General features: G+C 69.7%; 18 protein-coding genes, 1 tRNA gene and 1 pseudogene. 6 read left to right on the forward strand and 14 right to left on the reverse strand.

The annotated features are described in order from the left end of the window. Positions 1–117: 117 nt before the first annotated feature. Positions 118–696: a DinB family protein gene (locus tag OG538_RS01020; RefSeq protein ID WP_406089156.1), complete on the reverse strand. Its 579-nt coding sequence runs from the start codon at positions 694–696 to the stop codon at positions 118–120. 100 nt (positions 697–796) lie between these two features. Between OG538_RS01020 and OG538_RS01025 the strand changes: the two genes are divergently transcribed. Then, positions 797–1804: a helix-turn-helix transcriptional regulator gene (locus OG538_RS01025; RefSeq protein WP_406089158.1), complete on the forward strand. Its 1008-nt coding sequence runs from the start codon at positions 797–799 to the stop codon at positions 1802–1804. A 56-nt stretch (positions 1805–1860) separates the two neighbouring features. Here OG538_RS01025 and OG538_RS01030 read toward each other — a convergent pair whose 3' ends face one another. Then, a complete protein-coding gene (locus tag OG538_RS01030) occupies positions 1861–2535 on the reverse strand; it encodes a DNA-binding response regulator (protein WP_406089160.1) in 675 nt (224 codons plus the stop codon). Between the two features lie 67 nt (positions 2536–2602). Between OG538_RS01030 and OG538_RS01035 the strand changes: the two genes are divergently transcribed. Further along, positions 2603–3457 carry an oxidoreductase gene (locus tag OG538_RS01035; RefSeq protein ID WP_406089162.1) on the forward strand — a complete coding sequence of 285 codons (855 nt, stop codon included), beginning with the start codon at positions 2603–2605 and terminating at the stop codon, positions 3455–3457. Positions 3458–3945: 488 nt separating this feature from the next. Then, positions 3946–4143, forward strand: coding sequence for a hypothetical protein (locus OG538_RS01040; protein ID WP_406089164.1), 198 nt, complete (start codon positions 3946–3948; stop codon positions 4141–4143). Positions 4144–4320: 177 nt separating this feature from the next. Here the strand turns inward: OG538_RS01040 and OG538_RS01045 are convergent. Next, positions 4321–4394: transfer RNA gene (locus tag OG538_RS01045), tRNA-Met, on the reverse strand. 265 nt (positions 4395–4659) lie between these two features. Between OG538_RS01045 and OG538_RS01050 the strand changes: the two genes are divergently transcribed. Then, positions 4660–5541 carry a sigma-70 family RNA polymerase sigma factor gene (locus OG538_RS01050; protein ID WP_406089166.1) on the forward strand — a complete coding sequence of 294 codons (882 nt, stop codon included), beginning with the start codon at positions 4660–4662 and terminating at the stop codon, positions 5539–5541. Between the two features lie 224 nt (positions 5542–5765). Here OG538_RS01050 and OG538_RS01055 read toward each other — a convergent pair whose 3' ends face one another. Next, the gene (locus OG538_RS01055) at positions 5766–6053 is read right to left on the reverse strand and encodes a DUF2087 domain-containing protein (protein WP_406089167.1); all 288 of its coding nucleotides are present in this window, start codon (positions 6051–6053) and stop codon (positions 5766–5768) included. Positions 6054–6203: 150 nt separating this feature from the next. Between OG538_RS01055 and OG538_RS01060 the strand changes: the two genes are divergently transcribed. Next, a complete protein-coding gene (locus OG538_RS01060) occupies positions 6204–6644 on the forward strand; it encodes a GNAT family N-acetyltransferase (protein WP_406089169.1) in 441 nt (146 codons plus the stop codon). 525 nt (positions 6645–7169) lie between these two features. On the opposite strand, the gene OG538_RS01065 is transcribed toward OG538_RS01060, so the two are convergent. From OG538_RS01065 to OG538_RS01105, 9 genes are all read right to left on the reverse strand, one after another. Then, positions 7170–8336: a S1 family peptidase gene (locus tag OG538_RS01065; RefSeq protein WP_406089171.1), complete on the reverse strand. Its 1167-nt coding sequence runs from the start codon at positions 8334–8336 to the stop codon at positions 7170–7172. A gap of 179 nt (positions 8337–8515) precedes the next feature. Continuing rightward, positions 8516–10048 carry a carboxylesterase/lipase family protein gene (locus OG538_RS01070; RefSeq protein WP_406089173.1) on the reverse strand — a complete coding sequence of 511 codons (1533 nt, stop codon included), beginning with the start codon at positions 10046–10048 and terminating at the stop codon, positions 8516–8518. A 112-nt stretch (positions 10049–10160) separates the two neighbouring features. Then, on the reverse strand, positions 10161–11303 hold the full coding sequence (locus tag OG538_RS01075) for an aldose epimerase family protein (RefSeq protein ID WP_406089175.1): 1143 nt from the start codon (positions 11301–11303) through the stop codon (positions 10161–10163). Positions 11304–11330: 27 nt separating this feature from the next. After that, positions 11331–12566: a multiple monosaccharide ABC transporter permease gene (gene mmsB, locus OG538_RS01080; RefSeq protein ID WP_406089177.1), complete on the reverse strand. Its 1236-nt coding sequence runs from the start codon at positions 12564–12566 to the stop codon at positions 11331–11333. A gap of 5 nt (positions 12567–12571) precedes the next feature. Continuing rightward, the gene (gene mmsA, locus OG538_RS01085) at positions 12572–14143 is read right to left on the reverse strand and encodes a multiple monosaccharide ABC transporter ATP-binding protein (RefSeq protein WP_406089179.1); all 1572 of its coding nucleotides are present in this window, start codon (positions 14141–14143) and stop codon (positions 12572–12574) included. Further along, entirely contained in the window at positions 14140–15273 is a 1134-nt protein-coding gene (chvE, locus tag OG538_RS01090) for a multiple monosaccharide ABC transporter substrate-binding protein (protein WP_406089181.1), read from the reverse strand. The genes mmsA and chvE overlap by 4 nt, the downstream gene beginning before the upstream one ends. Positions 15274–15723: 450 nt before the next feature. Beyond that, positions 15724–15993: a hypothetical protein gene (locus OG538_RS01095; protein ID WP_406089183.1), complete on the reverse strand. Its 270-nt coding sequence runs from the start codon at positions 15991–15993 to the stop codon at positions 15724–15726. A gap of 35 nt (positions 15994–16028) precedes the next feature. Beyond that, positions 16029–16448, reverse strand: a complete 420-nt coding sequence (locus OG538_RS01100; protein WP_406099933.1) for a MarR family winged helix-turn-helix transcriptional regulator — start codon at positions 16446–16448, stop codon at positions 16029–16031. 311 nt (positions 16449–16759) lie between these two features. Then, positions 16760–17311: a glycoside hydrolase family 25 protein gene (locus OG538_RS01105; protein ID WP_406089185.1), complete on the reverse strand. Its 552-nt coding sequence runs from the start codon at positions 17309–17311 to the stop codon at positions 16760–16762. A gap of 178 nt (positions 17312–17489) precedes the next feature. On the opposite strand from OG538_RS01105, the pseudogene OG538_RS01110 reads away from it, so the two are divergent. Beyond that, positions 17490–18164, forward strand: a pseudogene (locus OG538_RS01110) (NADPH-dependent F420 reductase); the annotation flags it as partial. Positions 18165–18372: 208 nt separating this feature from the next. On the opposite strand, the gene OG538_RS01115 reads toward OG538_RS01110, so the two are convergent. Then, positions 18373–19245: an oxidoreductase gene (locus OG538_RS01115; RefSeq protein WP_406089187.1), complete on the reverse strand. Its 873-nt coding sequence runs from the start codon at positions 19243–19245 to the stop codon at positions 18373–18375. Positions 19246–19340 lie beyond the last annotated feature (95 nt).

Consider the following 19340-nt stretch of genomic DNA (forward strand, 5'->3'; position numbering starts at 1 on the left):
GGATCCTCGTCGGGCACGGGTCGGATCGTCGTCGGGCGGCCGAACCGGTCGGAAGCCGGCCGGACCGCCGACGAGCCGCCGAAACCTTCGGAAACCGGCCGGACCGCCGTCGGTCGGTCAGGTGGCCGTCCGGCCGTCGATCGTCTCGCGCAGGATGTCCGCGTGGCCCGCGTGCTGGGCGGTTTCGGCGATGACGTGCATCAGGACCCGCCGCACGCTGCGCACCGCTCCCTGCTCGTACCAAGGGGCCTCCGGCAATGGGTGAGCCGCCGAGAGGTCGGGGACGGAGGCGATGACCTGCTCGGTCCTGGCCGCCACCTTCTCGTATCGGGCGACGACCCCGGCCAGGGTCTCCCCGGGCAGCATCCGGAAGTCGTTCCCGTGGTCGATCATCCACTGTGGGATCTCCCGGGCGGTCCCGGCCGCGAGGTCGCCCCAGGTGACGCCTTCGGGCAGGTCGTGGCTCATGGCCGACGGGCCCGAGACCACGAATCGCAACCAGCCTTCCTCGGTGGAGGCGACGTGCTTGATCAGCCCGCCCAGGCACAGCGCGCTGACTGTGGGGCTTGCTCCGGCCTGTTCGTCGTCGAGTCCGAGGGTCGTGGCGATCAGAGCCGCTCGCGCGGTCGCGAGCGCGGCGAGGAGGTCGGTGCGCTCGGCATCGACGGCAGATCGGGGCGTGGTGGGGTCGGTCATCGATCAGGCCCTTCCGGTGGTTCTCGTCGATCGGTACGAGTTCAACGGTCGCAGGGGAAGCGGTCAGGGTATGTCCGCTTCTCGGGGCAGTATGGGAGGCATGCCGAAGACGTCAGCGCGACTGCTGTCCCTGCTTTCGCTGCTCCAGGCGCGCCGGGACTGGCCGGGCGGCCTGCTGGCCGAACGGTTGAACGTCAGCGCGCGGACGGTGCGCCGCGACGTCGACCGTCTGCGCGAGCTGGGCTATCCCGTCCTCGCCTTCAAGGGGCCTGACGGCGGGTACCGGCTGGACGCCGGCGCGCAACTGCCGCCGTTGCTGTTCGACGACGAACAGGCGGTCGCCCTGGCCATCGCGCTGCGGACCGCCACCACCACCGGGGCCGGAATCGAGGAGGGGGCCGCACGTGCCCTGAACATCGTGCGGCAGCTGATGCCCGCCCGGTTGCGCCACCGGATCGACGCCCTTGAGATCACGGCAGTCGAGCGGCCTGACATCCGTCCGAACCCGCCGGCGACGAGCAGCGTGCTCGTGACGCTCGGAGCGGCGGTGCGAGCCCATGAGGTGCTGCGCTTCGACTACGCCGCAGGTTCCCCTCCTCCGGAGGACGACCTCTACGCCGTGCCCCCGCGCCGAGTACAGCCCCACCATCTCGTGACCTGGGGCGGCCGCTGGTATCTGGTCGCCTGGGACCTCGACCGCGAGGACTGGCGCACCTTCCGCGTCGACCGAATCACCCCACGGACCCCCAACGGGCCCCGCTTCACTCCGCGTGAGCTGCCCGGTGGTGACGTGGCGGCCTTCGTGGCCGGCCGGTTCCGCGGCGCGGCCGGCGCGGGCAACTGGCCCTGCCGCGGCGAGGTGATCCTCGACGCTCCCGCGTCCGCCGTCTCCCGCTACACCACCGACGGAGTGGTCGAGGACCTCGGCTCGGACCGCTGCCGACTCGTCCTGGGCTCGTGGTCATGGCCCGGCCTGGCCTCCGCCATCGGCCGGTACGACGCCGACATCACGGTCATCGGCCCGGCCGAGCTCAAGGACGCCTTCGCGCACCTGGCCCGCCGGTATACCGATGCCGCAGCCGGTGTTCCTCCCGCCGCCGTGGAATGAGTCCCGCACCACGGCCACTGTGCGGGACCGCGCGCAGGACACCGGAAGGCAGGCTGTCACTCCGTCCGACGCGTCAGCCCCAGCTCGCCCGCCCGCAGTCCCGCCTGGAAACGTGAGCCGGCGTCGAGCGTCGCCATGAGCTCCGCCACGCGCCGTCGGTAGGTGCGCAGCGAGACGCCGAGCCGTCTGGCCGCGGACGCGTCGGTGAGCCCGGAACCAAGCGCGTCGAGGATGGTGCGGCCCTCGGCGTCGAGATGCGGGATGTCCTGGCGCAGATAGGTGTCGAGCCCGACGGAGTTGTCCCATAGCGCAGAGAACAGCGCCCGCACCCCGCCGACCATGGTGGGCGACGTCGTCACGGTGTAGTGGCGGCCTCCGGGTGCCTCGCTGCCGGCAAGGATCATCACCCGCCGGTCGATGATGATGGTCTCGTGGGGCAGCGGCGAGCCGCTGATCCGGACGAGAGCGCCCCGTTCCTGCACCGACCGCACATGTGCTCGGGTGGCCTCGTCGGCAAGCGCCGTCGGGCTGAGCAGTTTTCGGGCGGCCAGACCCGGAGACTCCGGGGCCCGCATGCGGTTGCGGATCGCGGCCCTGGCGGCGGGCTGCGACCAGGTGTCGAGGTCCCGCGCGGCGCACAGGAACTCGGTGCGCGCGGACTCGAAGAGGTGGCCTGCGCGCGCGATCAGCTCCACGTCGCCCTGGACCGAGAACATCTGTTCATTCCGCACCCCGCCAGTCTGACAGCAACCTGCCACGAGCTCGCCCGGGGCGGGTGCGGCGCACACCATGTGACTCATGACGATCAAGACCTTCTCCCTCGGCGGGGACCTGACCATCAGCCGGCTCGGTTTCGGCGCCATGCGTCTGGCGATGAGCACCTTCGCCGGCCCGACGCGCGACCCGCTCAACGGCATCGCGGTGCTCCGGCGCGCCGTGGCGTCGGGTGTGAATCACATCGACACGGCGGGCTTCTACGGCAGGGGCGCAGTTCAGGCCAACGAGCTGATCCGTACGGCTCTGAGCCCCTACCAGGACGACCTGGTGATCGCGACGAAGGTCGGGCCGTTGCCCGGACCCGACGGAGTGCCCAGCGGGCAGGCGACGCCCCATCAGTTGCGCGCGCTGGTCGAGGCGGACCTGCGAACCCTCGGTCTGGAACGGCTCGACCTGGTCTACCTGCGCGTGGGCGGCATGGGCGGGCCGGGCGGTGAATCGATCGCGGAACGGTTCGCGGTCCTGGCCGAGCTGCGCTCTCAGGGGCTGATCCGGCACCTGGGCGTCAGCAACGTCGACGCCGGACAGTTCGCCGAGGCGCAGTCCATCGCTCCGGTCACGGCGGTGCAGAACCATTACGGCGATGACATGGAGCTGCTCGCGGAATGCGAGGCATCGGGTGTCGCGTACGTGCCGTACTTCCCGCTCGGCGGCGGCCGCACCCCCCTCGACACCGAACGGCTCGGCAAGGTCGCAGCCCGGCTGGGCGCGACCACAGCTCAGGTACAGATCGCCTCGCTGCTGGCCACATCACCGGCGATGCTGGCGATTCCGGGCACCGGCTCCCTCGATCACCTGGAGGAGAACCTCGCGGCGAATGATCTCCGTCTCGGCGAGGAGGACCTGTCCGAGCTGCGAGGCACCCGGGCCCGCTGAACCTCCGGCCCGTGGCACAACAGCCGGTCCGCCGAGCACGGCGCATCCTCGCAAAGCCGCGGAGGGACATCGGCCCGCCGGAACCACGCCGAAGACCGGCTGGGTGCGACCTCTGCATGTCGTCCGGCAGAGGTGTTCGCGGAAGCGCCGGCGCCCCACTGCCGGGGCGAGTTCTCCGGGTGACCGACCGCTCGGCGCGACGAGTTGTCCGAGCCGGTCGACGGCGGGGCCGTGCGCCGCGGGTGTGTGCACCTCGGCCGGAGCACGCGATCGGACGATGGCGGCCCCGCGTGGGTGATTGCCGGGCCTACGATCAAGTCCGACGGCTCGTTCCAGGCCCAACTGGGGGTGCAATGGCAGAGGTTGCTCAGTGGCTCAGGAACTGGCACGCCACACACGAACGGGAGCTTCACTCACGTGGGATTCGCTCTGCGGTGAAGCGGCCCGCCCCGGGAACCCCGTCCCCGGGGCGGCCGAAGGCCACAGCGGTGAGCCTCACACTCGAATCGGGCGAGCGCACGGGACTGTTGTTCCTTTGGGAATCGGGCGCTGCTTCACTGCTCTTCGTCGACTCCGAGACCGAGCGGACCTGGCAGGAGCAACCGGTACTCACTTCGGAGGACGACCTGCATCAGACCCTGGCGCCCCTCGTGAAGCTGGTCGAAGCAGCAACCGACAGTCGTTGAGGAACAGGCTTGGAGCTGTTCCACCACGGATCGGGGGGGCAGCCCTTGCCGGCACACTGATCCGCGTGCCGGCCCGAACGACACAGGGCAGCCGGCGGTCGCCTCGCACTACGCACCGCGACACGGCTGAATGAGGCAGGGCCCGGAACCATCAGGTTCCGGGCCCTGCCTCGACAGTAGCGGGGACAGGATTTGAACCTGCGACCTCTGGGTTATGAGCCCAGCGAGCTACCGAGCTGCTCCACCCCGCGTCGTTGTGATCCCCAGCCTATGCCATCCCGGCGCCTCCCCTGACCACCTCCGCGCCCGGACAGATGGGCTCGGCCCTCCCGGGTGCCGCCACGGAAGCCTGCTCTCGGCGGAGCACTACCCTCCGGTGGGGCCGGCGGGCCCGGCGCGCGGCCAGGCACGGTGGAGCGCGGGCGTCCGGGAGGGGCCAACGTCCGGGTGGCGCAGGCACACCAGTAGTTTCGCGTGGGCACTTCACTGGAGACCTGCCGACGGAGGGAGCTGATCATGGACGAGCGCACTGCGCTGGCCGAACGGTTCGAGGAGGACAGGAGCCACCTGAGGGCGGTCGCCTACCGCATGCTGGGTTCGGCGAGCGAGGCCGACGACGCGGTTCAGGAATCCTGGATGAGGGCCTCCCAGGCCGATGTCAGCGAGGTGCAGAACCTGACCGGATGGCTGACCACGGTGGTGGGCCGGGTGTGTCTGAACATGCTCCGCACCCGTCGTACGCGCCGTGAGGAGCCGCTCGACACCTACGACCGGACGTCTGGGCCCGGTGACGGGGACGACCCGGAGCAGGAGGCTTTGCTCGCCGACTCCGTCGGGCTGGCGCTCCTGGTGGTCCTCGACAGACTGGCACCCGCGGAACGACTCGCCTTCGTGCTGCACGACATGTTCGCGGTGCCGTTCGCCGAGATCGGCTCGCTGCTCGACCGTTCCCCGGACACCGCCCGTCAACTCGCCAGCCGTGCCCGCCGCCGGGTCAAGGGCGGCGCCACCACGCCGGCGGATCCCGATCTGCCCCGACGCCGACGGGTCGTCGAGGCCTTCCTCTCTGCCTCCCGCGCCGGGGATTTCGATGCTCTGGTGGCGCTGCTCCATCCCGATGTGGTGCTGCACGCCGACCGGTCGGTCATTCCCACCCCCGAGCCCGTCGTGGTCCGAGGCGGCCGCACCGTGGCGCAGGGAGCGATGGCGGCCACGGGTCGTGCGCTGTTCACGGGCGTCGCGCTCGTCGACGGGGAGGTCGCGCTGGCGATGGCACCGCACGGACGGCTGCGCCTGGTCCTCGGCTTCACCATCGTGGACGGCCTGATCACCGAGATCGACGTCGTCGCTGAGCCGGACCGGATCGACGCGTTCGACGTCGGCGTCCTCGACGACTGACGCAGGTCCGGGGCCCGGTCGCCGACACGTCGTCACCGTCGGCCCGGGCCCGCTCCCCCGGCCCGTGGCCATACCCCTGTGGGAGGGTTTTCCCGGGGCGCCGTCTGCGCGCCGCGCGGGTTCAGGAGCTCACCGCGCTCGCGAAGCGGGCGGGTTCCAGTGCGTGGCCGCTCGGTGCCTGACCCGGGCCCGAGTGGACTGCCGACAGGCTTCGTCCCGAGCCGTCACGCCGTCGGGGGTGTCGCTCGTCGGTAGCTGACGCCGTCCTTGGTCCGCGCCAGCCGGCCGCCGATGACCATGTACCGGCGCAGCGCTGCGCAGTCCTCGTGAACGGTGAGGAGGGCCTCGTTGACTTCGCGTTCGGTGTACGTCCGCTCGGGTTGGAACAGCGTTTGTGCGAGGTGTTCCAGGAGCTGTTCGCGACGGGCCGTCTTGCGCGGAATCGTCGTCAGGCGCCCGTGCGAGAAGAGGGCGGCCACACCATGGCTGGAGCTTGATCGGTTGTCGGACATGGCCTGGACCCTTTCAGCCGGATCCGGCGGGCGGCAACCTGTTTCCGCGGAAACCGGGGCCGGAGCTGTGGCGATGAGCAGCCGTGCTGCCCGACGCCTGCCGGAGGCAGCCGAGTTGACGCGCAGACGCCCTCACGGTTTCCTGCTGCGATGACGGGGCTTCGTATCGAGCAGGTGGCCGACGACACCATGCTCAAGAACTGGCAGTACCTCCACAACGCGATCATTCCCACGGCCGTGCTGTCGCTCGCGGAGGTACGCGAGCGCGCCGGCCGCAATCGGCTCGCCGTCGCCTATCTCGGCGACGTGGCGGTGGGGTGCTCGACCGTGCGGCCGCCCGCCGACGGCGCTTCGACGGCCACCGTCATCGCGAGGGTGCTGCCGGACCACCGCGGCAGGGGATTCGGCGGGCAGTTGTACGAGCGGGGCCTGGCGGACGCGCGAGCGCTCGGCGCCGATGTCATCGAGACCTGCGTCCTGGAGTCCAACCCGGAGGGGCTGCAGTTCGCGCTCGGCCGCGGGTTCATCGAGATCGAGCGCTATGTGCTGCCGGGTGACAGTGTGCCGTTCATCGATCTGCGGCTGGTCTGACGCCGACGCGGGGACGGCGCACTGTCGCGGAGCGCGGGCTGTCAGTCCTTCGCGGCGGCGAGTTCGCGTACGCCATGTCGCTGAAGGGGATGGGCTGTTCGCCGACGATCCGGTAGGACCCGCTGTCCTTCCCCGCCACCGGCACGACGTCGTCGCGTCCGGCGTCCGACCGGGCGAAGGCGATCGCCGCGCGGGTCCGCGTGACGTTCGAACCCCGGGCCGTGGCCGCGAGACCCAGGCCGGGTCCATGATCGCGTCGGCATCGTCGTTCCTCGGGTTGCCGGAGGTCAGGAAGCGGAGGCCGGAGCGGGCCCGGCGATCTCGCCCTGTGCCCGCTCGGCGACGCGTGTACGTCCCGCGGCCCGTGCCGGTCCCGGTAGTCGTCGGAGCCGGAGCGGGGACGGCACGGACGCGCCCATCAGCTGCGGCGAGGGCAGCGGCCGTCCCCGGACGCATGCCGGGCCTGTCGCGCGGGAGTGGTGTGCTCCCGCGCGACAGGCCCTCTGGTCCGGCCGTCGTCCGGTGTCAGGCGGTGTGCAGGGTCAGCCCGTACCGGTTCAGGATCTCGTTGATCGGCTGGTGCCAGGTCTCGCCGCCGGAGCTGCAGTTGCCCCATCCGCCCGAGGTGACGCCCTGCGCCTGGTCCCCGCTGATGAAGGAACCGCCCGAGTCGCCGGGCTCGGCGCACACGCTGGTCTTGGTCATCTGGTAGACCGCGCCCTGGCTGTAGTTGACCGTCTCGTTGGTGGCGAGCACGTTTCCGCAGTGCCAGTGCGAGGTGGATCCGGAGCGGCAGATCGAGGCGCCGACCGGAGCCACGGCGGAGCCGCGAACCAGCTGGTCGGAGACGGTGCCCCAGCCGAGGACCACGGGGACGGTCCACCAGCCGTTGCCCACGCTGACCCAGGCGTAGTCGTCACCGGGGAAGGAGGATCCCTGGAAGTTGCCTATCCCCGATCCGTCCCAGCCTCTGACCGACGCGCCCGCCTGACCGCAGTGTCCGGCGGTGACGAAGCCTCCGTACACGGAGAAACCGATGGAGCACCGGACGTTGCCCGTGTAGTACGGGTCGCCGCCCACGGTCCCCGCCGAGAAGGTGCGCGGTGCCTCGGCGGTCTGCTTCACGGCGACGGGGCCCGCGTCCTCGGCCCGTTCGATGAACGCGCGGACATCGTTGTCGGACCGCGCCGAGGAGACGACGTTCACGACAACCTTGTTGGCCTCGGGATCGACGTGCCAGCTGCTGACACCGGCGGGCGCCCGGAGCCGGTCGATCTTCGCCTTGGCGGCGTCGAGGCTACGTGCGGTGTGCGCGACCAGGCGGACGGCGGCGCCCGTCGCGCGTACGGAAGCTGCCCGTTCCTCACTGGTGACGGCGACGGTGAGGCCGCCCGTGGACGGGTCGAACCAGGAACCGCCGTACGACGCTCCCGCGGCACGTTGCGCCTTGGGCTGGATCGCGGTCGCCGTCTTCTCCGCGGCGAGCCGCGCCCTGGCCTGGCTCTCCGTCAGGCCGAGGTCCTTCTGCATGGCGGTCAGCAGACCGGCGGACGCCTGTCGTGTGTCGGTGGCGGTGCGGGAACCTGTCGTGGGGGTGTCCGCGGCCGAGGCGGACGGGAAGCCCGCGCCCGCCCAGGCCCCGACGAGGAGTACGGCGGACAGGGCGGTGCGTAATGCTGTGGTGCGTCTCATGATCCTGGCCCTTCTGTTGTTCCGGCGACGTGGGGGAGGAACAGCAGGCGTCCGGGAGACCTCTCTCCTGAGAGCGCTCTCAGAGTGTGCCGATCCGGACTGTAGCCCAGAGCCCTTTGCAGGTCCATGCCAATGACGGACGAAGGGCCGCCACGATGAAGCCGGGCGGCGAAATCGCGTCAGGGCTGCTCGGGGCGGTAGGTGAACCCGCTCCACAGTGCACGCAACGTCGCGCCGTGCCGCCAGAAGTCGGGGCCCCTGTCCGGGTCCGCCGTTCCCCAGACCCTGATCGCGTCGGGCGAGGCGTCATCGACGGGCTCCCATCCCGGTTCGCCCCTGGCGGCGAATCCGGCCCAGGCCGCGACGATCCGGTCCGAGAGGCGGTGGTCGGCCGGCGTCGGCGGACCGCCGATCAGGAACTGGACGCTCTCCGCGGCCAGGTTTCCGAAGGCGAAGGGAATGTCCGCGCAGTGCCAGGCGTACACCCCCGGTCCGGATCCGCCCCTCTGCCGGGCGAAACGCGACAGGAAGGTGCGCCCACCGGTTCGCGCATGCGCGTCGGCAAGCCGGTTGCTGTACTCGCCGAAGGACAGGTCCCCGTACACCGCGAGCTGGATCTCCCGCACAGTCGCCTCAGGAACGAGACGGCGATAACCGGCCGTCAAGGAGTCCGGCAGACCGAAGTCCGCGGCGAAACGGGCCAGTTCCTCCTCGTTGGTGGCCTCGACGCAGCTGCCGACGGCGTCCATCAGCCAGTACTCCTGGGTGGTGTGACAGACGAGGAGATCGATGTCCGGGGCCGCCCCGGCCGCGATCAGGTCCAGCGGGTCGGCCCGCAGGAGGTGGCCATCGGCGACCGGGCCGAAGATGACCGGGTCCCAGGAGAGGTGCCCGGTCCGCGGCTCCTGCCGGTATGCCTCGACGGCCGCGTCGGACGCCTGGACCAGCGCTTGTGGGGACGCGGCGGCCAGACCGGCCTGCGTCGCGGTGATCCCCGCCTCGGCGGCCACCTTCCGGGTGAAGTGCTCGGCGAGCTCCGGGGCGAAGACCGGACCGACGGCGCTGTGCGCGATCGCCCGCCGGAACAGCCCCCTCGCACCGTCCATGGCCATCAGGCAGGCTACGGACGTCGCTCCGGCGGACTGCCCGGCCAGGGTGACGTTGCCCGGGTCTCCTCCGAAGGACGTGATGTTGTCACGTACCCACTCCAGCGCGGCGATCTGGTCGAGCAGCCCACGGTTCGGCGGACAGAAGTGGGTGCCGTCGGGCGGGACATGGCCGAAGCCCTCGAATCCGACCCGGTAGTTGAGCGTGACCACCACGAGTCCGGCCCGGGCCAGCGCCGTACCGTCGAAGTCCGGCTGGGCGCTCGACCCGAACGTGTAGGCCCCACCGTGGATCCAGACGAGCACCGGCAACGGGCCGTCCCCGGCTCCGGGTTCGCGTGCGGTGGTCCATACGTTGAGGCTGAGGATGTCCTCGTCACAGGGCGCCCAGTTCGGAGCGCCCGGCAGCTGCGCCGACTGCGGCGAGATCGGGCCGTACTCCACGCAGTCGCGGATGCCCTCCCAGGCGCGCCGGGGGCGCGGCTCCCTGAACCGGTCTGCTCCGAAGGGCGGTTCCGCGTACGGAATGCCGAGGACGGCGACGACTCCCCGGTCCTCCGCCCGTCCGCGTACCCGGCCACTCACTGTGCTGAAAACACTTGTCAAGGCTGCTCTGCCGTCCTTCGCTCCCCCGCCCCGGGCCGGGCGGCACGAAGATCAGAATGGCAGAGCAGCAGACCGCGGCGCGAACGAGTTGTCCGTCACCGCACGGGGTGCGTCACCCGGTGGAGAACGCGTGCACGGTCGTCGTCCGGTAGGTCCGGCCGGGGCGCAGCACAGTGGAGGGGAAGGACGGCTGGTTCGGTGCGTCGGGGAAGTGCTGGGCCTCCAGGCAGAAGGCGTCACCCTGCCGGTAGAGGCGGCCCGAGGTGCCGGCGAGAGTGCCGTCGAGGAAGTTTCCGGTGTAGAGCTGCATGCCGGGCTCGGTGGTGTACATCTTCATGACCCGGCCGGTCTCGGGATGGGTGATGGTCAGTGCGTACTCGGGCCGGGGTGTGATGCCTTTGTCCAGTACGTAGTTGTGGTCGATGCCCTGCGCGATCACGGTCTGCTCGTGCGGGGTGCGGTGCTGGGAGCCGATGGTTCCGGCACGGCGGAAGTCGAAGGGAGTGCGCGCCACCGGGGCGAGTTCCCCGGTCGGGATGAGCGTGGATCCCACGGGGGTGTAGTGGGTGGCGGCCAATTGCAGCAGATGGCCGTCGATCGTGCCGCTCCCCTCTCCCGCAAAGTTGAAGTAGGTGTGGCTGGTGAGGTTGACGACGGTTGCCCGGTCGGTCGTGGCCTCGTAGTCGATGCGCCAGGCGCCCTGAGGGGTGAGGGTGTAGGTGACGCGGACGGCCAGGTTGCCCGGGTATCCGGCCTCTCCGTCCGGGCTGGTCCGGGTGAGGACCAGGCCCGTGTCGGCGCCCCGGGTGAACGGTCGGACGTTCCACATCCGTTTGTCGAAGCCCCGGTCGCCGCCGTGCAGGCTGTTCGGACCGTCGTTGACGGGGAGTTGACAGGGGGCGCCGTCGAGGGTGAACCGTCCTTCGGCGATGCGGTTGCCGTAGCGCCCGATCAGTCCGCCGAAGTAGGGAGACTTGGCCACGTAGTCGTCGAGGTTGTCGAATCCCAGGGCGACGTTGGTGGTCTCGCCGTGGCGGTCTGCGGTCTCCAGGGACTGGATGATACCGCCGTAGGAGAGGGCCCTGAGCGTTGTCCCGCCGTTGCTCAGGGTCCAGCGGTGCACCGCTGTTCCGTCGGCGAGCGTACCGAAGAGCTCCTTGGTGGGCGCGTGGCCGGATGAGCGGCTCGGGCTGTCCGATGCGTGGGCGGCGCCGGCCGCAGCCGTCGGCACCGTGCGACTGGTGGTACTGGGCATGGGTGACTCCGCGACGGGGAGGGGGAGTTACGAGCCGACCTTGCGTTTGTTGTAGACGTCGAAGCCGACGGCGGCGAGCAGCACCAGGCCCTTGATGACCTGCTGGTAGTCGGTGCCTATCCCCACGAGCGACATGCCGTTGTTCAGTACGCCGAGCACGAGGCCGCCGATGATGGCGCCGAAGACCGTGCCGACGCCGCCGCTCATGGAGGCTCCGCCGATGAAGGCGGCGGCGATGGCCTCCAGTTCGAAGTTGGTTCCCGCCTGGGGTACGCCGGCGTTGAGTCGGGCGGCGTACACGATGCCGGCCAGCGCCGCGAGTACGCCCATGTTCACGAAGACGAGGAACGTGACGCGCTGGTCCTTGACGCCGGAGAGCTTCGCCGCGGCGCGGTTGCCGCCCAGCGCGTAGACATGACGGCCGACGATCGCGTTGCGCATGACGTAGCCGAAGCCGATGAGCAGCGCGGCGAGCAGGAGGAGCACGACGGGGACACCGCGGTAGCTGGCCAGGGTCATGGTGAAGGCGAGCACGGCAGCGGCCAGCGCGACGCACTTGGCGAGGAAGATGTTCCGGGGCAGGACGTCGAGTTCGTACCGCTGCTGGCGGCGGCGGTCGCGGACCTCCTGGAGGAGGGCGAAGGCCAGCAGTGCGCAGCCCATGAGGAGAGTCAGGTTGTGATAGTTGGTCTCGGGCCCGATCTCGGGGAGGTAGCCGGTGGAGATCTTCTGGAAGCCCTCGGGGAACGGGCCGAGCGAGCGGCTGCCCAGCAGGATCTGCGTACCGCCCCGGAAGAGCAGCATTCCGGCCAGTGTGACGATGAACGAGGGGATGCCGACGTACGCGATCCAGAAGCCCTGCCAGGCTCCCGCGACCGCCCCGACGATCAGCGAGAGCACGAGGGCGAGGACCCAGGGCACGTCGTGCTCGACCATCATGACCGCGGCGGCGGCGGAGACGAAGGCGGCCAGTGAGCCGACGGAGAGGTCGATGTGCCCGGCGATGATGACGATCATCATCCCGATCGCGAGAACCAGGATGTAACTGTTCTGGAGAACGAGGTTGGTGACGTTGTTCGGCTTGAGCAGGACTCCGTCGGTCCATATCTCGAAGAGGACGACGATCACCCCGAGGGCGATGAGCATCCCGTACTGGCGCATGTTGCGGCGGGCCGCGTCCAGGAGGAGGCTGCCGGTCGTCGGGGTCGGGACCGGGGCTGCCTTGACTGTGCGCTGCGGGGTGTCGGTGGGGGCCTGGGGCATTCCTGCTACCTCTTGTCGCTGGTCATATGGCGCATGAGGACCTCCTGGGTGGCCTGCGCGCGCGGGACTTCGCCGGTGAGCCGGCCGGCGGCCATGGTGTAGATGCGGTCGCACATGCCGAGCAGCTCGGGAAGCTCGGATGAGATGAGTACGACGGCCTTGCCCTCGGCCGCCAGCCGGTCGATGACGGAATAGATCTCGTACTTCGCGCCGACGTCGATCCCGCGGGTCGGCTCGTCGAGGATGAGGACATCCGGACCGGCGAAGATCCACTTGCCGAGGACGACCTTCTGCTGGTTTCCGCCGGAGAGGCGGCCCACCTGTTCGAAGACCGTGGGGGCCTTGATGTTCATGGAGGTGCGGTACGACTCGGCGACGCGGGTCTCCTCGTGCTCGTCGACGATCCCGCGCCGCGACACCTTGTCCAGGGCGCCGAGGCTGATGTTGCGGCCGATGGTGTCGATGAGGTTGAGGCCGTACTGCTTCCGGTCCTCGGTGACGTAGGCGATCTTGTGACGGACGGCGTCGGCGACGGTGCGGGTCCGGATCTCCGTGCCGTCCTTGAGGACCGTTCCGCTGATGTTGCGGCCGTAGCTGCGGCCGAAGACACTCATGGCGAGTTCGGTGCGGCCGGCGCCCATCAGGCCGGCGATGCCGACGATCTCCCCGCGGCGGGCCAGGACGGATACGCGGTCGACGACCTTGCGGTGCTGGTCGATCGGGTGGTGGACGGTCCAGTCGCGGATCTCCAGGGCCGGGTGCGCTCCCGGCTCGCCTTCGTACGGGGTGCGTTCGGGGAACCGGTGGTCGAGTTCGCGGCCGACCATGCCGCGGATGATGCGGTCCTCGGTGGTCGACCCGGCCTTCACGTCGAGGGTCTCGACCGTCCGGCCGTCGCGCAGGACGGTGACGGAGTCGGCGACCGCCGTGATCTCGCCGAGCTTGTGCGAGATGATGATCGAGGAGATGCCCTGGCTCTTCAGCTCCTCGATGAGCGTGAGGAGTTTGGCGCTGTCCTCGTCGTTGAGGGCGGCGGTCGGTTCGTCGAGGATCAGCAGCTCGACCTTCTTGGAGAGTGCCTTGGCGATCTCCACGAGTTGCTGCTTGCCTACGCCGATGTCCGCGACCCGGGTCTGCGGATGCTCCCGAAGGCCGACCCGGTCGAGCAGGAGGGCAGCGTGGCGCAGGGTCTCGTTCCAGCTGATGAAGCCCCGCGTGGCGTGTTCGTTGCCGAGGAAGATGTTCTCGGCGATGGAGAGGTACGGCACCAGGGCGAGCTCCTGGTGGATGATCACGATGCCGCGCGCCTCGCTCGCCCGGATGTCCTTGAAGGCGCAGTTCTCGCCCTTGAACCGGATCTCGCCCTCGTAGCTGCCGTGCGGGTGCACTCCGCTGAGCACCTTCATCAGGGTCGACTTGCCCGCGCCGTTCTCCCCGCAGATGGCGTGCACCTCACCCTGGGCGACGGTGAGGGATACGTCGGAGAGCGCCTTGACACCGGGGAACGTCTTGACGATGGACCGCATCTCCAGGATGGGTACGGCGGCGGCCACCGGGCCTGCCGTCGGGGCCTTCATCGGAGGTCGCTCTCCTTGATGTAGCCGGAATCGAGCAGCTCGGCACGGTAGTTGGTCTTGTCGACGCTCACCGGGTCGAGCAGGAACGACGGAACGACCTTCTTCTCGTTGTCGTACGTCGTGGTGTCGTTGACCTCGGGCTTCTTGTCGTTCAGGACGGCGTCGGCCATCTGGACGGCCTGTTTGGCGAGGGCACGCGTGTCCTTGTAGACGGTCTGCGTCTGCTGACCTGCCATGATCGACTTCACCGAGGCGACCTCGGCGTCCTGACCGGTGACGATGGGGTACGGCTTGGAGCCGGTGCCGTAACCGTCCGACTTCAGGGCCGAGATGATGCCGATCGAGATGCCGTCGTACGGGGAGAGCACCGCGTCCACCCGCTGCGAGGAGTAGGCGCTGGTGAGGAGGTTGTCCATGCGCCGCTGGGCGGTTCCGCCGTCCCAGCGGAGCGTGGTGATCTGGTCCAGCTTCGTCTGCTTGCTGCGGACGACGAGCTGCTTCTTGTCGATGTACGGCTTGAGCGTCTTCCAGGCACCCTGGAAGAAGTAGCGCGTGTTGTTGTCGTCGGGCGATCCGGCGAACAGCTCGATGTTGAACGGCCCCTTCTCGTTCCCGGACTTCAGCCCGAGCTTGTCGAGGATGTAGCCGGCCTGGAGCTCGCCGACCTTCTCGTTGTCGAAGGAGGCGTAGTAGTCCACGTCCGGACTGCCGAGGATGAGCCGGTCGTACGAGATGACCCGGATGCCCTGCTCCTCCGCCTGGTTCAGCACATCGCTGAACGCGCGGCCGTCGATGGCGGCGATCACCAGGACGTCCACACCCTTGGTGATCATGTTCTCGACCTGGGACACCTGCTGGTCGACGTCGTCCTCGCCGTACTGCAGATCCGTCTTGTATCCGAGCTTCTCGAACTCGGCGGCCATGTTCTTGCCGTCGGCTATCCATCGCTCCGACGACTTGGTCGGCATGGCGATTCCGATGGTTGAGCCCTTGCCGCCCGTCTTCTTGTCCTTGCTGCCGCCTTCACTGCTCTGGCCACAGGCGGCGAGAGTCACCGAGAGTGCGAAGGCGGTGAGGACCGTGGCGGTCCGGGCGACGCGCGGGGTGGACGCGGTTCGTGAGGTGCGCATGGTCGGTCCTCCGGGGTGCGAGGGAAGCGGCTGGGCGGACCGCATCACCCTCGTGAATGTTCGGTATTTCGGACATGGTTCGGCGTGCACGACGACCGGAAGCGCTCGAAGACCCCGCCGCCTTCGGGCATCCCCTTGCGCGACGCGGCAGTTGAGCTGGCCGCCGTTCGAAATCTCGTCATGCGTTCGAAATATGGGCGTGACGCTAGTGAGGGAGCAGGGAGACTGTCAATGGGTCGTGCACGGGCCGTCCGGACAACGCACACCAGCCAGGGGCGGTTTCGGGCCATCGGGCCCATGGCACCCGCGTCCCTCCCGGGCCGCAGCACCACTCGGTGGGGCGAGGACCACGACGGTGCGACGGTGGTCAGCCCGCCCGGCCGGCCGCAGGAGGGAACGGGGTGGTCAGCGGGCCTGAACGGTGGCGCTGCGGAGCACGGCCACCGGAGCTCAGCCGGCCAGACCGATCGCGCTGCGGAGCATGGCGACGGTGGTCGCAGCGGCGGCCCGTTCCGCCTCGTCGCCCGTGGCGCGCACCCGCTCCTCCAACAGAACGACGGCCGCCTGGAGCACACCCACCCGCACCGGAACGCTTTGCACGGCTGCCAGCACCGCTGCTGCCTGTTCGGCAGGTGTCGCAGTCGCGGCCTGCGGAATGAGGGTGGAGATACCGCGCCCGAGTGCACGGTCACGAGGCGGCTGAGCCGCGGCAGTGGTCACCGAGGAAGTCTGCCGCACTCCGGGCGTGGAATGGGTCAGCGACTTGGCCACCCCGCCCCGGCGCCGCCCTGCAGATGTTGGTGAACACGTGCCAACAGAGCTGTCAGCCGGGCGCGTTCGCGCGCGTTCAACGGGGCGAGAACGTCATCCTGCACGGCCCTCGCGTCGGCCTGGAGCCGGCTGAACAGTGCGCGACCCGCCGGGCTCACGGTCACCGTCACGCGCCGCCGGTCGGTCATGTCGCGTGCCCGGCCCACCAAGTCGGCAGCGTCCAGCTCGTCGATGATCTTCACGATGTCGCTGCGGTCGATCGTCAGCCGCTCCGCCAGTTCCCGTTGCACATGGGGGCCGAAATCGACCAGCGCGGCCAGCACCGCCATGTGCCGCAGCCGCAGGCCACGGTCGGCCAGCCGCTCCGCGAGGCGACTCCGCGCATCCTTGCCCGTCCTGGACATGAGGTAAGTCGTAAGTTCCAGGAGGCTGGGCGGGGTCTCGTTCTCGTTCACCTGTATATCGTAGGTACCAGTGAATGACGGGCGCTCACCCATCATTCACCGCCGCGGCATTGTTCCGCGCCGGGCCGGTGCCCTGCCCGAACGGCGCCACACGCGTCGGAGAGGCTCGACGTCGCCGTGAGCACGGGCGGGATCGCCGCCCGGCCGACGGCGGCGCTCGCGGACCGCACACCGGCGTGCCGCTCAGGTCGAGGACCGGGCGGCCCGACACCTCCCCCGGTCTTCCACCGACGCCCCCGCTTGCCGGCCCTCTACCCCCGCGCCCACGTGTGCATGGCCTCTCGTGACGAGAAGGCCGCCACGTCCTTGTCGAGCGGCTGGTCGGTGTACTGGTGGATGCGCCAGGAAGCCTTGATGCGCGGCTTTCCGGCGGTGACGTAATCGGCGATCCAGAGACCGTCCCCGGCATACGACGTGGTGTCGTGATTCAGCCAGAAGTACCGGTTGCAATAGAGCAGGACCTTGTGGTGCGGCCGCAACCGCTTGACTTCGCGGATGAAGCGGTCCTTCTCGGCATTGCTGGCATGGGTACCCTCGCCGTTCCGCTCCCAGTCCACGGCAAGCAGCTCGCCCGCCTTTTCCGGCGCCTTGCTCAGGAAGTATTCCGCCTGCGCCGTGATATTCCCGGGCCACAGGAAGTGGTAGAACCCGACCACACATTCTGCGTCCCGGGCACGTTTCGCCTGCTCCGCCAGGCGCGGATTGATGTACGAACGGCCCTCGGTGGCCTTGATGAGAACAAAATCCAGCCCGTCCGTTTCGTAGGACGACTGATAGGCGCTGACGTCGACACCGTGCAGCATGGGTACCGCCTCACACATGGTCCGGTGATTCCGCTTCCTCCTCTGATACGTGCCCGTAGTGCGCCGCTCCCATCCGCCCGAGGGTCCGAAAGATGGATTGCGCCGGAGCGCGGAATAGCTACGGGCAGACAAGGGTTGGTGAACCGTCGAGACCCTTTGCACGCAACGCTCGCATCATCGGAAGGTCGGATCCATGAAGATCGGCATCATCGGAGCAGGCAATATCGGCGGCAACCTCACCAGGCGCCTCACCGCGCTCGGGCACGACGTGTCGGTCGCCAACTCGCGCGGTCCGCAGACGCTCACCGCGCTGGTCGAGGAAACCGGTGCGACCGCCGTCACCGCAGCCGAGGCGGCGAAGGGCGCCCAGGTCGTGGTCGTCACCGTTCCGCTCAAGGCCGTACCGGCGCTGCCCCCCGGCTTCCTCGACGGCGCCGCGGAGGGCGTCGTGGTCATCGACACCGGGAACTACTACCCGCGGGAGCGCGACGGCCGGATCGCTGCGATCGAGGACGGGCTGCCGGAGAGCCGGTGGACGCAGGAACAGATCGGCCACCCCGTCGTCAAGGCCTTCAACGGGACCTATGCGCAGGACATCCTCTCCAACGGCCGCCCGGCGGGCAGCACGGGCCGTCAGGCGCTGCCCGTCGCCGGGGACGACGCCGCGGCGAAGCAGACGGTCCGTGACCTGATCGACGAGCTGGGCTTCGACACGGTGGACGCCGGCGGGCTGGACGAGTCCTGGCGCCAGCAGCCGGGCACGCCGGTCTACGGCAATCGGGGTGATGTCGCGGCCATCGAGAAGGCCCTGGCCTCGGCGTCCGCCGAGCGGACTGCCGAGTGGCGGGCCTGAGCGACCGGAGGGCCCGTGCCCGACCGAGCGCCGGGGAGGCCTCGGACCCCGTACGCGACCGGGTGCGGGGCCCGAGGTACGACCCGGGTGCGGCTGCGGTCCGAGCCTGATGCTCCGTACCACCGTTGTGCGACAGGGGCGGGTACACACCCCCTGTCGCACGGCCCGGGTCCGCCGGGCCGTCAGGCGCCGTCGGTCCGTCGGGGCCTCAGTCGTCGTAGCCGGTGGCGCGGCTGACCTTCTCCCAGGCCAGCAGTTCGCTGCGGGAGGCGTCGAGACCCGCGAGGACCGCGTCCGTCGCGTCGTTGCCGAGCGGGAGTCGCAGCGGGGTCACCTCGGCCGCGAGCGCCGTCAGAATGGCCGCGGCCGCCTTGTCGGGGTCGCCCTCCTGCTTGCCGTCGGAATCCGGCAGGTTGCTGCGGACCGGGCCCACGGTCTCCTCGTAGGCGGGAAGGGCTGTGGACTGCCGCAGGGCCCCGCCCCCCGCGAAGCCCGTGCGGAACGATCCGGGCTCGACGATCAGCACCTTGATGCCATGCGGGGCCACCTCCCCGGCCAGCGCCTCGGACAGACCTTCCAGCGCGAACTTCGTGGCCGAGTAGGCGCCGACCCCGGGGAAGCTGAAGCGGCCGCCCATGCTGCTCATCTGGACGACGGCTCCCGAACCGTTGCGGCGCATGTGCGGCAGCACGGCACGCACCAGCGCGGCCGGGCCGAAGAAGTGCAGGTCCATGAGATCGCGCAGCTCGCGGTCGCTCGTCTCCTCGACAGCGCCGATCAGCCCCAGCCCCGCGTTGTTGACGACCACATCGATCCGGCCGTACCAGAGCACCGTGTCCGCCACTACGTCCGCGATGCGTGCGGTGTCGGTGACATCCAGTTGCACGGCGACGGCCCGGTCGGGATGCGCGGCCACCAGATCGTCGAGCGCCTCCGGCTTGCGGGCCGTGGCGACGACGGTGTCCCCGGCGGCGAGCGCGGCCGTGGCGATGGCGCGACCGAAGCCGGAGGAGGCCCCGGTGATGAGCCAGACCCGGCCCGGGGCATGGTCGCGGAGCGCTGCTGCGTGTTCGGCGTTCATGTCCAACTCCATTTGTCACAAGCGGCGTTGCGGTGATCCAGTTATGTCACCCGGCTCCAGGTCCGGTCCAGGACAAAGACCCGTGGGAGCGATAA

It is taken from the genome of Streptomyces sp. NBC_01013 (genome assembly GCF_045162765.1).
Classification (GTDB): Bacteria; Actinomycetota; Actinomycetes; order Streptomycetales; family Streptomycetaceae; genus Streptomyces.

Coding starts and splice junctions, on each gene's coding strand:
- OG538_RS01060 (WP_406089169.1), top strand. CDS start 6,204: ATGACGGGGCTTCGTATCGAGCAGGTGGCCGACGACACCATGCTCAAG.
- mmsA (WP_406089179.1), bottom strand. CDS start 14,143: ATGAAGGCCCCGACGGCAGGCCCGGTGGCCGCCGCCGTACCCATCCTG.
- OG538_RS01025 (WP_406089158.1), top strand. CDS start 797: ATGCCGAAGACGTCAGCGCGACTGCTGTCCCTGCTTTCGCTGCTCCAG.
- chvE (WP_406089181.1), bottom strand. CDS start 15,273: ATGCGCACCTCACGAACCGCGTCCACCCCGCGCGTCGCCCGGACCGCC.
- OG538_RS01020 (WP_406089156.1), bottom strand. CDS start 696: ATGACCGACCCCACCACGCCCCGATCTGCCGTCGATGCCGAGCGCACC.
- OG538_RS01050 (WP_406089166.1), top strand. CDS start 4,660: ATGGACGAGCGCACTGCGCTGGCCGAACGGTTCGAGGAGGACAGGAGC.
- OG538_RS01115 (WP_406089187.1), bottom strand. CDS start 19,245: ATGAACGCCGAACACGCAGCAGCGCTCCGCGACCATGCCCCGGGCCGG.
- OG538_RS01055 (WP_406089167.1), bottom strand. CDS start 6,053: ATGTCCGACAACCGATCAAGCTCCAGCCATGGTGTGGCCGCCCTCTTC.
- OG538_RS01075 (WP_406089175.1), bottom strand. CDS start 11,303: ATGCCCAGTACCACCAGTCGCACGGTGCCGACGGCTGCGGCCGGCGCC.
- OG538_RS01065 (WP_406089171.1), bottom strand. CDS start 8,336: ATGAGACGCACCACAGCATTACGCACCGCCCTGTCCGCCGTACTCCTC.
- mmsB (WP_406089177.1), bottom strand. CDS start 12,566: ATGCCCCAGGCCCCCACCGACACCCCGCAGCGCACAGTCAAGGCAGCC.
- OG538_RS01035 (WP_406089162.1), top strand. CDS start 2,603: ATGACGATCAAGACCTTCTCCCTCGGCGGGGACCTGACCATCAGCCGG.
- OG538_RS01105 (WP_406089185.1), bottom strand. CDS start 17,311: ATGCTGCACGGTGTCGACGTCAGCGCCTATCAGTCGTCCTACGAAACG.
- OG538_RS01100 (WP_406099933.1), bottom strand. CDS start 16,448: ATGTCCAGGACGGGCAAGGATGCGCGGAGTCGCCTCGCGGAGCGGCTG.